Origin of the sequence: Frigoribacterium sp. NPDC087798, from assembly GCF_044742985.1 — a bacterium.
Taxonomy (GTDB): Bacteria; Actinomycetota; Actinomycetes; order Actinomycetales; family Microbacteriaceae; genus Frigoribacterium.
The window spans coordinates 262,736-276,620 of record NZ_JBIUVP010000001.1 but is presented as its reverse complement, the minus strand read 5'-3'; the positions used below and the strand labels follow the sequence as shown (position 1 = coordinate 276,620).

Here is a 13,885-nt window from a genome sequence, read left to right as displayed (position 1 = left end):
GCATCCCGCGGTCGAGCGTCGGCACCCGCCCCGACGAGCCCCCACCCTGAGGACCCCATGTGCACCGTCGTCGTCGCCGTCCAGCCGGACGCGCCCTGGCCCGTCGTCTTCCTCGGGCTCCGGGACGAGTCGCCCGACCGCCCCTGGGACGAGCCCGGCGCCTGGTGGCCCGACCTCGGTGAGCGGGTGACCGGGGTGCACGACCGCGAGGCGGGCGGGGCCTGGTTGGCGACCGCCCGGGGCCCGAGCCGGGCGAGCGTCGTGCTCAATCGTCACGAGGCGCCCGCGTCGCCGCCCGGGGGATGGACCACCCGCGGTGCCCTGCCCCTCCGGGCGGCCGCCGACGGCGTCCTGCCCGACGGGCCGCAGACGACCCGCACCTTCAACCTGCTCACCGCGGACGCAGGAGGCGCGGTGCACTCCGTCTGGGACGGCACCGCCACCGAGACGGCCCGCCTCGCCCCCGGGGTGCACCTGCTCACGCACGCCGCCCCCGACGACCGGTCCGTGCCGCGCGTCGACCGCTGGCTGCCTCGGTTCCGTGACGTCGCGCCTCCGACCGGTCCGCTGCCGACGGGGGCCGAGGGCGAGGGCAGCTGGACGCCGTGGCTCGACCTGCTGCGCGAGAGCAGCGCACTGCCGACCGCCGACGACGACGCGCTCGTGCGGGCCGACCTGGTCGACGGACGCCTCTTCCACTCGCTGTCGCTGAGCACCGTCGCCGTCTCGGCCGACGACGTGGCCCACCGGCACGTGCGGCTCGACGGCGCCCCCTCGGTGGGGGAGGCGATCGCGCGACGCTGACGGGCGCGTGGCGACGCCGACGGGTGTGCGACGACGCCCGGCCTCCGTGGCCGCAAGGTCATGCGGAGTCATCGGGAATCACGCCCGCCCCCGCGGCGTTAGTGTCGGGAGGCTCGTCCGACCCCCGACCCCCGACCCCCGAGCCGCAGTAAAGGAACCCTCGTGAAGATCACCGCCGTCCGCACCGTCCGTCGCCTCGCCTCCGTCGGCGTCGTCGCCGCCGCCGCCGTCGCCCTGGCCGCCTGCGCGCCCGCCTCCACCGACGGGGTCGTCCAGTCCACCGGCAGCGCGACCGCCGACACGAGCGCGGCGAAGAGCCTGTCCGACATCCAGGCGGCCGGCGAGCTCGTCATCGGCACCGAGGGCACCTACCAGCCCTTCACCTACCACGAGGGCGGGGCCGGCGCGCTGACCGGCTACGACGTCGACGTCGCCACGGCCGTCGCCGAGAAGCTCGGCGTCACCCCGGCCTTCGAGGAGACGCAGTTCGACGCCCTGCTCGCCGGACTCACCGCCGGCCGCTTCGACCTCGTGGCCAACCAGATCTCGATCACGGACGAGCGTGAGGCCACGTACGACTTCTCGACGCCCTACACGGTCAGCCGCGGTGTCGTGATCACGGCCGCCGACAACACCGACATCACCTCGCTCTCCGACCTCGAGGGCAAGACGACGGCCCAGTCGCAGTCGAGCAACTTCTACACGACCGCCAAGGACGCGGGCGCGGACGTGCAGGTCGTCGACGGCTGGGCCCAGTCGGTCGCGCTCCTCGAGCAGGGTCGCATCGACGCGACCGTCAACGACGAACTGACCTTCCTCGACTACGTCAAGACCAACCCCGACCAGGCCGCCGGCATCAAGATCGCGGCGACCACGGACGACGTCTCGCGCTCGGCCCTGGTCACCACGAAGGGCAGCGACGACCTCGTGTCGGCGATCGACGACGCCCTCGCCGAGCTAAAGACCGACGGCACGCTGGCGACCATCAGCGAGAAGTACTTCGGCCAGGACGTCAGCGAGTAGGCGTGCAGTCCTCCCTCGACCTCTTCTGGCGGTCGCTCTGGCCGATCGTGTCGGGGGCGCTCGTCGCGTCGATCCCGCTCGCCTTCGCATCGATGGCGATCGGGCTGGTCATCGCCGTCGTCATCGCGCTGATGCGCCTGTCGGGCAAGGCGGCGCTCGCGGGCATCGCCCGGGTCTACATCTCGATCATCCGGGGCACGCCGCTGCTCGTGCAGCTCTTCGTCGTCTTCTACGGCCTTCCGTCGATCGGCGTCAAGCTCGATCCGTGGCCCAGCGCCATCATCGCGTTCTCCTTGAACGTCGGTGGGTACGCGGCCGAGGTCATCCGCGCGGCCATCCTCTCGGTGCCCAAGGGCCAGTGGGAGGCCGCCCACACGATCGGCATGTCGCGGGGGCTCGCCCTCCGGCGGATCATCCTGCCGCAGGCGGCGCGCGTCTCGGTGCCCCCGCTGTCGAACACCTTCATCAGCCTGGTCAAGGACACCTCGTTGGCGAGCGTCATCCTCGTCGTCGAGCTGTTCCGTCAGGCAGAGCAGATCGCGACCGTCTCGAACCAGTTCCTGCTGATCTACCTCGAGGCCGCCCTGGTCTACTGGGTGATCTGCCTGATCCTGTCGTTCGGGCAGGACGCCCTCGAGAAGAGATTGGACCGCCACGTTGCCCGCTGACGTCACCCCGCCCCGGCCGGCCGACGAGACCGGTGCCCCCGTGCTGACCGTCCGCGGGCTGCACAAGGCGTTCGGCGCGAACGAGGTGCTGCGCGGCATCGACCTCGAGGTGCGCCGCGGACGCGTCGTCGCCATCATCGGGCCCTCGGGTTCGGGCAAGACGACCGTGCTGCGGTCGCTCAACAGCCTCGAGGTGCCCGACGGGGGAGTCGTCACGCTCTCCGACGGCCGCTCCATCGACTTCGGCACCACGGTCGGCAAGCGCGACCTGCTCGCCCTCCGCGACCGCTCGTCGATGGTGTTCCAGCACTTCAACCTGTTCCCGCACCTCACGGTGCTGCAGAACGTCGTCGAGGGACCGGTGCGCGTCCAGGGACGCGATCCGAAGGAGGCGCGGGCCGAGGCCGAGGCACTCCTCGCGCGCGTGGGCCTCGCCGAGAAGGCCGACGCCTACCCGGCCGAGCTCTCGGGCGGCCAGCAGCAGCGCGTGGGCATCGTGCGCGCGCTCGCCCTGCGGCCCGAACTCCTGCTCTTCGACGAGCCGACCTCTGCCCTCGACCCCGAACTGGTCGGTGACGTGCTCACCGTCGTGAAGGAACTCGCCGACGAGGGCTGGACGATGATCGTCGTCACCCACGAGCTCGAGTTCGCCCGCCGGGTGGCCGACGAGCTGCTCTTCATGGACGCCGGCGTCGTCGTCGAGCGGGGCCGCCCGGCCGACGTGCTGTCCCGCCCCCGCGAGGCCCGCACGCAGCAGTTCCTGCAACGGGTGCTCAAGCCGCTCGACGACTGACGGGACGTCGGCGCGACGATCGACCCGCGCCTCCTCGATCGGGGACCAGGAGGCGCGGGTCGACGCGGTCCGGGACGCTCAGCCGAACAGGCGGTGCGAGGCGATGCGCGCGCCCTCGCCGAGCGCGGCCAGCTTGGCCACCGCGATCTGCGGGTGGATCCGACCACCCAGGCCGCAGTCGGTCGAGGCGACGACGTTCTCGGGGCCGACCAGCGAGGCGAACCGTTCGATGCGGTCGGCCACGAGTTCGGGGTGTTCGACCACGTTCGTGGCGTGGCTGACGACACCCGGCACGATCGTCTTGCCGGTCGGCAGCTCGACGTCGCGCCAGAGCTTCCACTCGTGCTCGTGACGGACGTTGGCCGCCTCGAACGAGTACGAGCCGGCGTCGATCTCGAGCATGAGGTCGACGATGTGATGGAACTCGACGTCGGTCGTGTGGGGACCGTGCCACGAGCCCCAACAGAGGTGGAAGCGCACCTGCTCCGGCGGCAGGCCACGGAGGGCGTGGTTGAGCGCCTCGACGCGGATTCGGGTGAACGCCCGGTAGTCCTCGACGCTCGGCTCCGGGTTGATCTGGTCCCAGTTCTCGGCGATCGAGGGGTCGTCGATCTGGACGGTCAGGCCGGCCTCGACGATCGCCGTGTACTCCTCGCGCAGCACCTCGGCCCAGGCCCAGATGTGCTCCTCCTCGGTGGCGTAGAAGTCGTTGGCGATGCGGGCACCGCTGCCCGGGGACAACGACGTGAGGAAGCCCGAGGTCGAACCGCTCGCCTCGAGCCCGGCCTTCAGGTTGGCGATGTCCGAGGCGATGGCGGCGTGTCCGACGTAGGCCAGGGGTCCCGTCGTGCTCGGGAACGGCGTGGCACCCGAGCCCGTGCCGATGCCCGAGGTCGGGTCGGTGTAGGCGTCGTGGAAGGCCCGCCAGTCCCGGCGGTCGGGGAACGACGTCAGTCGTACGTCGCCGGGCGAGGACCGCACGGCCGGCTGGCTGAAGATGTCCGACCCGGTCAGCGACAGCCCGCCGACCCTCTGGAACGAGTACGACCACCAGGCGCCGTAGTCGACCGCGCTCGTCATGGCCTTCCCGTACTCGCCGTCGCCGACGATGGTGATGCCGAGATCGCTCTGGCGCCGGACGAGATCGACGACGGCGTCGGTCAGCAGGGCGTCGAACTCGGGGGTGCGCTCGAGGGTGAAGCCGTCCTCGCCGAGGGCGCGTGCGTCGTTCGCGGCGATCAGCTCGGGCGTGCGCGGCAGGCTTCCCGCGTGGGTGGTCTCGATGCGGCCGGGGGTGGTCGTCATGGGGTGCTCCGTTCGTCGCCACCACTCTGGCCCCCGACCCCGGACGAGTGCGACGGGCACGACACGGGACGTCACAGCCGTGCGCTCGGGAACATCGGGCGGCCGTCGGCCGTTGCGTCCCGTGTCGGCCGGAGCCGGGCCCCTCGGGGGGCCTCGGTACGATCGACGGGAAGGGACACCGTGACCACCACCTCCTCCGCACCATCCACCCACCGTCCGGGGCTGTCCGACGACGACGCCCGCCGTCTGCGCGCCGACTTCCCGCTCCTCGGGCAGGACGTCAACGGCGAGCCGCTCGCCTACCTCGACTCGGGGGCGACCGCCCAACGGCCGGCGTCCGTGCTCGACGCCGAGCGGCGCTTCCTCGAGACGACGAACTCGGCCGTGCACCGGGGCGCCCACACGCTCGCCGCCCTGTCGACCGAGGCCTACGAAGAGGCGCGCGAGACGGTCGCCCGCTTCGTCGGTGCCGACGTCGACGAGATCGTCTGGACCTCCAACGCCACCGACGCCCTCAACCTCGTCGCGTACGGCGTCGCGAACGCGACGCACGGGCGGGGTGGTGAGGCCGCGCGACGCTTCGCCCTCGCGCCCGGCGACGAGATCGTCGTCACCGAGGCCGAACACCACGCGAACCTCGTCCCGTGGCAAGAACTCGCCGCGACGACCGGTGCCAGCCTGCGATTCGTGCCGGTCCGCGACGACGGCACCTGGACCACCGCCGACGCGGCCGCCGTGATCGGACCCCGCACGCGCCTCCTCGCCTTCGCCCACGTCTCGAACGTCACCGGCCTCGTCGCGCCCGTCGCCGAGCTGGTGGCGCTGGCGCACGACGTCGGCGCCCTCGTCGTCCTCGACGCCTGCCAGTCGGTCCCGCACCGCCCCGTCGACCTCCACGACCTCGACGTCGACTTCGCCGCATTCTCGGGCCACAAGATGCTGGGGCCCACGGGCATCGGCGTCCTCTACGGCCGGGCCGAGCTGCTGAACGCCCTGCCGCCGTTCCGGACCGGCGGCTCGATGATCACGACGGTGACGATGGAGGGCTCCGAGTACCTCCTTGCTCCGCAGCGCTTCGAGGCCGGCACGCAGCCCGTGTCCCAGGCCGTCGCCCTGGCCGAGGCCGTGCGCTACCTCGACGCCGTCGGCATGGACCGGGTGCGCGCCCACGAGGAGGCCCTCGCCGACCTGCTCGTCCGCGGCCTCGAGGCCGTCGACGGCGTCACGGTCGTGGGTCCACCGGCCGGCGTGCCGCGATCGGGACTCGCCAGCTTCGTCGTCGACGGGGTGCACGCCCACGACGTCGGCCAGTTCCTCGACGCGCGCGGCATCGCCGTGCGGGTCGGCCACCACTGCGCCCAGCCACTGCACCGTCGTCTCGGGGTGACGGCCACGACGCGGGCCAGCACCTACCTGTACTCGTCGAGCGACGAGGTCGACCGGCTGGTCGCCGGGGTCGCCGAGGTCCGCGGCTACTTCGGCGTCGTCGGCCCGGAGCCCGTCGACGAGAAGGCCGAGGAGGCGCGGTGAGCGCCGCCCTCGACGGCCTGTACCAGCAGGTCATCCTCGACCACGCAAAGGCGCGCCACGGCGACGGCGAGCTGCCCGGGGCCGACGCGCAGCACCACGAACGCAACCCGACCTGCGGTGACGAGATCACCGTCCGCGTCGCCCTCGAGCCCGGGACCGACCGCATCGCCGACCTCCGCTGGCAGGGCGCCGGCTGCAGCATCTCGATGGCCTCCGCCTCGGTGCTGGCGCAGCTGGCTCCGGGTCGCACGCTGACCGAGCTCGACGCACTCGTCGGGGACTTCCGCGAGATGATGCGGTCCCGGGGCGCCGGGGAGCCCGACGACGAGGTCCTCGGCGACGCGGTCGTGTTCCACGGGGTCTCGAAGTTCGTCATGAGGGTGAAGTGCGGCATGCTCGCGTGGGTCGCGGCGGAGGCCTGTTCGACCGAACTGCGCGCCGTCTGAGCCGACCCGGGCCTCGTCGCCCGTCGAGGCCCTGGTCGGCCGGTCGGCGGTCGGTCGGCGACTAAAGTGGTCCCCGCCCCTCGACGATAGGAACCACCGCCGTGTCCGACCAGACCGACATCGACCCGACCGCCTCCTCAGCCGCCCACGGCCTCTCGGCCGTCGAGGCCACCGCGACGACGACCGGCTCCGAGCTGTTCACCGACAAGTCGGTCGTGGCCGTCCGCGTGTCCGGCGAGCTCCGCGACCTGGCGACCGAGCTGCACGCGGGCGACGTGGCCGAGCCGGTCACGATCGACTCGCCCGACGGCCTGGCCATCCTCCGGCACTCGGCTGCGCACGTGATGGCCCAGGCGGTGCAGCAGATCAACCCCGAGGCCAGGCTCGGCATCGGACCGCCCGTCACCGACGGCTTCTACTACGACTTCGACGTCGCGGAGCCCTTCACCCCCGACGACCTCAAGGCGATCGAGAAGGGCATGGAGCGCATCATCCGTCAGGGCCAGCGCTTCCGTCGTCGCGTCGTGACCGACGACGAGGCCCGCGAGCTGCTGGCCCACGAACCGTTCAAGCTCGAGCTCATCGGGCTCAAGGGCGGGTCGGCCGACGACCTCGGCGCCGACGGAGAGTCGGTCGAGGTGGGCGGGGCCGAGCTCACGGTCTACGACAACCTCGACCCGAAGACCGGCGAGGTCGTCTGGTTCGACCTCTGCCGCGGTCCCCACGTGCCCAGCACGCGCCTCCTCGGCAACGCCACGAAGCTGATGCGCGTGGCGGCCGCCTACTGGCGCGGGTCCGAGAAGAACCCCCAGCTGCAGCGCATCTACGGCACGGCGTGGCCCACCAAGGACGACCTGCGCGCCTACCAGGGCCGACTCGAGGAGGCCGCCAAGCGCGACCACCGCAAGCTCGGCGCCGAGCTCGACCTCTTCTCGTTCCCCGACGAGATCGGCTCCGGTCTCGCGATCTTCCACCCGAAGGGCGGCATCATCCGTCGCCAGATGGAGGACTACTCGCGCGAGCGTCACGAGAAGGCCGGGTACGAGTTCGTCTACACGCCGCACATCACCAAGGCGGCCCTGTTCGAGACCTCGGGCCACCTGGGGTGGTACAAGGACGGCATGTTCCCGGCGATGCACCTCGACGAGGCACGCAACGACGAGGGCGAGATCACCCGCCAGGGTGCGGACTACTACCTCAAGCCGATGAACTGCCCGATGCACATCCTGGCGTACCGTTCGTCGGCCAAGTCCTACCGTGACCTGCCACAGCGCCTGTTCGAGTTCGGCACCGTGTACCGCAACGAGAAGTCCGGCGTCATCCACGGGCTCACCCGCGTGCGCGGCATGACCCAGGACGACGCGCACATCTTCACCACCCGTGACGACATGGCGGCCGAGCTCAAGGGCACGCTCGACTTCGTCCTCAGCCTGCTGCGCGACTACGGCCTCGACGACTTCTACCTCGAGCTGTCCACCAAGGACCCCGAGAAGTACGTGGGCGACGACGCCACCTGGGACGAGGCGACGGCGACGCTGAGGCAGGTCGCAGAAGAGACCGGCCTCGAACTCGTACCCGACCCGGCCGGCGCGGCGTTCTACGGGCCGAAGATCTCGGTCCAGGCACGTGACGCGATCGGACGCACCTGGCAGATGTCGACGGTGCAGCTCGACTTCAACCTGCCCGAGCGCTTCGACCTCGAGTACACGGCGGCCGACGGGTCGCGTCAGCGTCCGGTCATGATCCACCGGGCGTTGTTCGGTTCGATCGAGCGCTTCTTCGGCGTGCTCACCGAGCACTACGCCGGGGCCTTCCCGGTCTGGCTGGCGCCCGTCCAGGTCGTGGCGATCCCCGTCGCCGACGAGTACGGCGACTACCTCGACGGCGTCGTGTCACGTCTGCGCGAGGCCGGCGTCCGGGCGCAGGTCGACCACAGCGACGACCGCATGCCGAAGAAGATCCGCACGCACACCAAGGCCAAGGTGCCGTTCCAGTTGATCGCCGGCGAGGACGACCGCGCGGCCGGGGCCGTCAGCTTCCGCTACCGGGACGGCTCACAGGAGAACGGCGTGCCGCTCGACGAGGCGATCGCCAAGATCGTCGCAGCCATCGAGACCAAGGCCCAGGTCTGAGCGTGGTCGCCGACGGGTCCGCGGCGGAGTCCTCCGCCGACTTCGCCGCAGTCCCCGACGCGTTCCAGCGACTCTGGACGCCGCACCGCGCCGTCTACGTCGAGGCGGGCCAGGGCGCCCACGACGACTCCTGCCCGTTCTGCAGCGCCCCCTCGAGGTCGGACGACGAGGCGCTCATCGTGGCTCGGGGCGAACACGCCTACGTGTTGCTCAACCTCTACCCCTACAACCCGGGGCACCTGCTGGTCTGCCCGTACCGGCACGTCTCCACCTACGACCTCGCCACCTCCGACGAGGTGGCCGAGATCGCGTCCCTGACCCAGATCGCCATGCGGGTCCTCACGCAGGTGTCCCACGCACAGGGATTCAACATCGGCATGAACCAGGGGCAGGTCGGCGGCGCCGGCATCGCGGCCCACCTGCACCAACACGTGGTGCCGCGCTACGGCGGCGACTCGAACTTCTTCCCGATCATCGCCCAGACGAAGGCCGTCACGCAGCTGCTCGGCGACGTCCGCGTCGCCGTCTCCGAGGCCTGGCCGAGGGACGGCGACGGCACGACGCCGACGGCGGCGTCGGCGGTCTGATCGGGCCTAAGATAGGGGCCATCATGAGCGACACGACCTCTGCCTCCCACCAGTCCTCCACCACCGGTTCGAGCCGCGTCAAGCGCGGTCTCGCCGAGATGCTCAAGGGCGGCGTCATCATGGACGTCGTCAACGTCGAGCAGGCGAAGATCGCCGAAGACGCCGGGGCCGTGGCCGTCATGGCCCTCGAGCGCGTTCCCGCCGACATCCGGTCCCAGGGCGGTGTCGCCCGCATGAGCGACCCCGACATGATCGACGAGATCGTGGCGGCGGTCTCGATCCCCGTCATGGCGAAGGCCCGCATCGGCCACTTCGTCGAGGCCCAGATCCTCCAGACCCTCGGCGTGGACTACATCGACGAGTCCGAGGTGCTGAGCCCGGCCGACTACGTCAACCACATCGACAAGTGGAACTTCACCGTCCCCTTCGTCTGCGGGGCCACCAACCTGGGCGAGGCGCTGCGTCGCATCACCGAGGGCGCGGCCATGATCCGCTCCAAGGGCGAGGCCGGCACCGGTGACGTGTCCGAGGCCACCAAGCACATCCGCACGATCTCGAAAGAGATCGCCCAGCTCCGTGGGCTCAAGTCCGACGAGCTCTACGTCGCCGCGAAAGAACTGCAAGCTCCCTTCGAGCTCGTGAAAGAGATCGCCGAGACCGGCAAGCTCCCCGTCGTCCTCTTCACCGCGGGCGGCGTCGCGACACCCGCCGACGCGGCTCTCATGATGCAGCTCGGTGCCGACGGCGTCTTCGTCGGTTCGGGCATCTTCAAGTCGGGCAACCCCGCCGAGCGTGCCAAGGCGATCGTCAAGGCCACCACCTTCTTCGACGACCCCCAGGTCGTGGCCGACGCGTCGCGCGGTCTCGGCGAGGCGATGGTCGGCATCAACGTGCCCGACCTCCCCGCACCGCACCGCCTCGCCGAGCGCGGCTGGTGACCTCGGGGGTCGATCGTCGGTGATGCCCGAACGAACGCCCCGGGTCGGCGTCCTGGCCCTGCAAGGCGATTTCCGTGAACACCTGGCCGTCCTGACCTCGTTGGGGGCCGAGGCCGTCCCCGTACGCCGAGCCTCCGAGCTCGACGAGATCGACGGTCTCGTGATCCCGGGCGGCGAGTCCAGCGTCATGGACAAGCTGTCGCGGACGTTCGACCTGGACGGGCCGCTCCGACGGGCGATCGGCTCGGGGTTGCCCGTATACGGCACCTGCGCCGGTCTCATCATGCTCGCGGACCGCATCGTCGACGGCATCCCCGGCCAGCAGAGCATCGGGGGCCTCGACGTCTCGGTCCGGCGCAACGCGTTCGGCTCGCAGACCGACTCGTTCGAGACCGACGTCCACGTCCCCGTGCTCGACGGTCCACCCGTGCACGCGGTCTTCATCCGTGCCCCGGTGGTCGACGCGGTCGGGCCGGCCGCGACGGCGATCGGCGTCCTCGAGGACGGCCGGGTCGTCGCCGTCGAGCAAGGTCCTCTGATGGGCACCTCGTTCCACCCGGAGGTCACCGACGACCTGCGGTTCCACTCGCGGTTCCTCGACAAGGCCCGCGCGCGGGCGTCGCGGTAGACTCGTCGCGATCCACGTCAGCAGTCTGAAGGAGCACCGTGTCCGGGCATTCCAAGTGGGCAACGACCAAGCACAAGAAGGCCGTCATCGACAGTCGACGTGCCAAGTCGTTCGCCAAGCTCATCAAGAACATCGAGGTCGCGGCCAAGCAGGGCGGGGCCGACATGTCCGGCAACCCCACGCTGGTCGACGCCGTCCAGAAGGCCAAGAAGACCTCGGTCCCCAACGACAACATCGACCGGGCCGTCAAGCGCGGTGCCGGTCTCAGCGGCGAGAGCGTCGACTACCAGACGATCATGTACGAGGGGTACGGCCCCAACGGCGTCGCGTTGTTGATCGAGTGCCTCACCGACAACAAGAACCGCGCGGCCGCCAACGTCCGTACGGTGATGTCGCGCAACGGCGGCACCATGGCCGACCCCGGCAGCGTGGCCTACAACTTCAGCCGCAAGGGCGTCATCGCCGTCATGAAGACGGACGACCTCACCGAAGACGACGTCCTCGCCGCCGTCCTCGACGCCGGAGCCGAAGAGGTCACCGATCGTGGTGAAGGCTTCGAGATCGTCACCGAGGCCTCCGACCTGGTCCCGGCCCGCTCGGCGCTCCAGGACGCCGGCATCGACTACGACTCGGCCGACATCGAGTTCGTGCCCGGGCTCAAGATCGAGGTCGACCTCGAGACGGCACGCAAGGTCTTCCGACTCATCGACGCCCTCGACGACGACGACGACGTGCAGAACGTCTACGCGAACCACGACGTCCCCGCCGACGTGCAGGCCGCGCTCGACGACGAAGAATAGGCCGCCGCGGTGACGCTCCGGGTGCTCGGCATCGACCCCGGGCTCACCCGATGCGGGGTCGGGGTGGTCGAGGTCGACGCCCAGCGGCGTGCGACCCTGGTCGACGTGCAGGTCATCCGCACCGCCCCCGACCTCGCCCTCGAGTTGCGTCTCCTCGCCCTGGGTCGCGGTCTCGAGGCGCTCATCGACGAGCACCGGCCGGACGCCATGGCGATCGAGCGGGTCTTCGCCCAACAGAACGTCCGCAGCGTCATGGGGGTGGCACAGGTCAGCGGCCTCGCCCTGCGTGCCGCAGCCGAACGCGAGATCCCCGTCACGCTGCACACGCCGTCCGAGGTGAAGGCTGCCGTGACCGGGTACGGGTCGGCCGACAAGAAGCAGGTCGGCACGATGGTCGCCCGGTTGCTCGGGCTGGCCGAGGCGCCCCGGCCGGCGGACGCCGCCGACGCCCTGGCCCTGGCCATCTGCCATGCCTGGCGGGGTGCGCCCGTCGCCGCCCGCGCCTCCTCGGGTTCCCTCACGCCGGCCCAGCGAGCGTGGCGCGACGCCGAGAAGTCGGTGCGCACTCCTAGGCTGGGGGCATGATCTCGAGTGTCCGCGGTACCGTCCTGTCCGCGTCCGGCACATCGGTCGTGGTCGAGGTCGGCGGGGTGGGCCTCCGTGTCTCGGTCACCCCACAGCTCGCACTGACGGTCCGCGTCGGCGAGCAGGCGCTCGTCCACACGGCGTTGATCGTCCGAGAAGACGACCTCTCGCTCTTCGGCTTCGCCGACCGCGAAGAACTCGAGGTCTTCGACCTGCTCCGCAGCGTCACCGGCGTCGGTCCGAAGTCGGCCCAGGGCGTCCTGTCGACGCTCACGCCCCATCAGGTCGCCACCGCCGTCGCCGACGACGACGACGCCGCGTTCCGACGCGTCTCGGGCATCGGGCCGAAGACGGCCAAGCTCATCGTCCTCTCGCTGACCGGCAAGCTCGACGTGGCACCGACCGCGCCGACCGTCACGGCGGCGTCGACGACGGCTGCCGACGTGCTCGTCGCGTTGGTCGGGCTCGGGTGGTCCGACCGTGAGGCGCAGGCCGCCATCGACTCCGTCGTGGCGGACCGTGGCGACGCCGTCGCGGTGGCCGTGCCGCAGTTGCTGCGTGCCGCACTCGGTCACCTCGGTCCGCAGAAGTCCACCGGGGCCCGAGCGTGAGCGACGACGACCTGACCCGTCCCACGCTCGAGTCCGAGGCCGAGCTGGCCTTCGAAGGGGCGCTGCGGCCCACCTCGCTCGGCGAGTTCGTCGGGCAGTCCAAGGTGCGGGGCCAGCTCGAGCTGCTGCTCAAGGCCGCGACGATGCAGGGCCGCACCCCCGACCACATCCTGCTCGCCGGACCGCCCGGGCTCGGCAAGACGACCCTGGCCATGATCGTGGCCCACGAAGGGGCTCGGCCGTTGCGGATGTCGTCGGGTCCCGCGATCCAGCACGCGGGCGACCTGGCCGCGGTCCTCTCCGCGCTCGTGCCGGGGGAGGTGCTCTTCATCGACGAGATCCATCGCATGGCGCGGCCGGCCGAAGAGATGCTGTACCTCGCGATGGAGGACTACCGGATCGACATCATGGTGGGCAAGGGGGCAGGAGCGACCAGCATCCCCCTCGAGTTGTCGCCCTTCACGCTCGTCGGTGCGACCACCCGCAGCGGACTGCTGCCCAACCCCCTGCGCGACCGGTTCGGCTTCACGGCGCACCTCGAGTTCTACGACGAGGCCGAGCTGACCGAGGTCCTCCGCCGGGCGGCGTCCCTCCTCGGCATCGTCATCGACGGTGCCGCCCTGGCCGAGATCGCCGGACGGTGCCGGGGCACGCCTCGCATCGCGAACCGCCTGCTCCGACGCGTCCGCGACTACGCGCTCGTCCACGGGCGGGATGCCGACCTGACGACCGTGCGCGAAGCGCTCGATCTCTACGACGTCGATTCGCTGGGGCTCGACCGGCTCGACCGTGAGGTCGTCCGCACGGTGCTGACCCGGTTCGGCGGCGGACCCGTCGGCCTCAACACCCTTGCGGTCTCGGTGGGAGAAGAGGCCGATACGATCGAGTCGGTCGTCGAGCCGTTCCTCGTCCGGGTGGGCCTGCTCACCCGCACGCCGCGGGGACGCATCGCCACTCCCGAGGCCTGGCGGCACTTCGGTCTGGCGCACGCCTCAGGGGCGCTCTTCGGCGATGACCTATAATTCCTGCAGGTCC

15 protein-coding genes are annotated in these 13,885 nt (G+C 70.9%); 14 read left to right on the top strand and 1 reads right to left on the bottom strand.

Annotated features, from left to right (window positions below):
• The first annotated feature begins 57 nt into the window (after window positions 1–57).
• From ACIOSR_RS01340 to ACIOSR_RS01325, 4 genes are all read left to right on the top strand, one after another.
• A complete protein-coding gene (locus ACIOSR_RS01340; protein WP_402751659.1) occupies window positions 58–804 on the top strand; it encodes an NRDE family protein in 747 nt (248 codons plus the stop codon).
• Between the two features lie 168 nt (window positions 805–972).
• Window positions 973–1,827 carry an amino acid ABC transporter substrate-binding protein gene (locus ACIOSR_RS01335; protein ID WP_402752194.1) on the top strand — a complete coding sequence of 285 codons (855 nt, stop codon included), beginning with the start codon at window positions 973–975 and terminating at the stop codon, window positions 1,825–1,827.
• A 2-nt stretch (window positions 1,828–1,829) separates the two neighbouring features.
• Window positions 1,830–2,495: an amino acid ABC transporter permease gene (locus ACIOSR_RS01330; protein ID WP_056045410.1), complete on the top strand. Its 666-nt coding sequence runs from the start codon at window positions 1,830–1,832 to the stop codon at window positions 2,493–2,495.
• A complete protein-coding gene (locus ACIOSR_RS01325; RefSeq protein WP_123570115.1) occupies window positions 2,485–3,288 on the top strand; it encodes an amino acid ABC transporter ATP-binding protein in 804 nt (267 codons plus the stop codon). The genes ACIOSR_RS01330 and ACIOSR_RS01325 overlap by 11 nt, the downstream gene beginning before the upstream one ends.
• 78 nt (window positions 3,289–3,366) lie before the next feature.
• On the opposite strand, the gene ACIOSR_RS01320 is transcribed toward ACIOSR_RS01325, so the two are convergent.
• Window positions 3,367–4,593: a cobalamin-independent methionine synthase II family protein gene (locus ACIOSR_RS01320; protein WP_402751658.1), complete on the bottom strand. Its 1,227-nt coding sequence runs from the start codon at window positions 4,591–4,593 to the stop codon at window positions 3,367–3,369.
• A 222-nt stretch (window positions 4,594–4,815) separates the two neighbouring features.
• Between ACIOSR_RS01320 and ACIOSR_RS01315 the strand changes: the two genes are divergently transcribed.
• From ACIOSR_RS01315 to ruvB, 10 genes are all read left to right on the top strand, one after another.
• A complete protein-coding gene (locus tag ACIOSR_RS01315) occupies window positions 4,816–6,123 on the top strand; it encodes an aminotransferase class V-fold PLP-dependent enzyme (protein WP_402752193.1) in 1,308 nt (435 codons plus the stop codon).
• Window positions 6,120–6,569 carry a Fe-S cluster assembly sulfur transfer protein SufU gene (gene sufU / locus ACIOSR_RS01310; protein ID WP_402751657.1) on the top strand — a complete coding sequence of 150 codons (450 nt, stop codon included), beginning with the start codon at window positions 6,120–6,122 and terminating at the stop codon, window positions 6,567–6,569. The genes ACIOSR_RS01315 and sufU overlap by 4 nt, the downstream gene beginning before the upstream one ends.
• A 194-nt stretch (window positions 6,570–6,763) precedes the next feature.
• On the top strand, window positions 6,764–8,701 hold the full coding sequence (gene thrS, locus ACIOSR_RS01305; protein ID WP_402752192.1) for a threonine--tRNA ligase: 1,938 nt from the start codon (window positions 6,764–6,766) through the stop codon (window positions 8,699–8,701).
• 2 nt (window positions 8,702–8,703) lie between these two features.
• Window positions 8,704–9,288 carry an HIT family protein gene (locus ACIOSR_RS01300; RefSeq protein ID WP_402751656.1) on the top strand — a complete coding sequence of 195 codons (585 nt, stop codon included), beginning with the start codon at window positions 8,704–8,706 and terminating at the stop codon, window positions 9,286–9,288.
• Between the two features lie 23 nt (window positions 9,289–9,311).
• Entirely contained in the window at window positions 9,312–10,226 is a 915-nt protein-coding gene (gene pdxS / locus ACIOSR_RS01295) for a pyridoxal 5'-phosphate synthase lyase subunit PdxS (protein WP_056045394.1), read from the top strand.
• 22 nt (window positions 10,227–10,248) lie between these two features.
• A complete protein-coding gene (gene pdxT / locus ACIOSR_RS01290; RefSeq protein ID WP_402751655.1) occupies window positions 10,249–10,854 on the top strand; it encodes a pyridoxal 5'-phosphate synthase glutaminase subunit PdxT in 606 nt (201 codons plus the stop codon).
• Between the two features lie 38 nt (window positions 10,855–10,892).
• The gene (locus ACIOSR_RS01285) at window positions 10,893–11,654 is read left to right on the top strand and encodes a YebC/PmpR family DNA-binding transcriptional regulator (protein WP_056045387.1); all 762 of its coding nucleotides are present in this window, start codon (window positions 10,893–10,895) and stop codon (window positions 11,652–11,654) included.
• A gap of 9 nt (window positions 11,655–11,663) precedes the next feature.
• Entirely contained in the window at window positions 11,664–12,239 is a 576-nt protein-coding gene (gene ruvC / locus ACIOSR_RS01280; protein WP_043592720.1) for a crossover junction endodeoxyribonuclease RuvC, read from the top strand.
• Window positions 12,236–12,850 (top strand): Holliday junction branch migration protein RuvA, encoded by a 615-nt coding sequence (ruvA, locus tag ACIOSR_RS01275; RefSeq protein WP_402751654.1) that lies wholly within the window; start codon window positions 12,236–12,238, stop codon window positions 12,848–12,850. Before ruvC ends, ruvA begins: the two co-directional genes overlap by 4 nt.
• Window positions 12,847–13,872 (top strand): Holliday junction branch migration DNA helicase RuvB, encoded by a 1,026-nt coding sequence (gene ruvB / locus ACIOSR_RS01270; protein ID WP_056045381.1) that lies wholly within the window; start codon window positions 12,847–12,849, stop codon window positions 13,870–13,872. Before ruvA ends, ruvB begins: the two co-directional genes overlap by 4 nt.
• Window positions 13,873–13,885 lie beyond the last annotated feature (13 nt).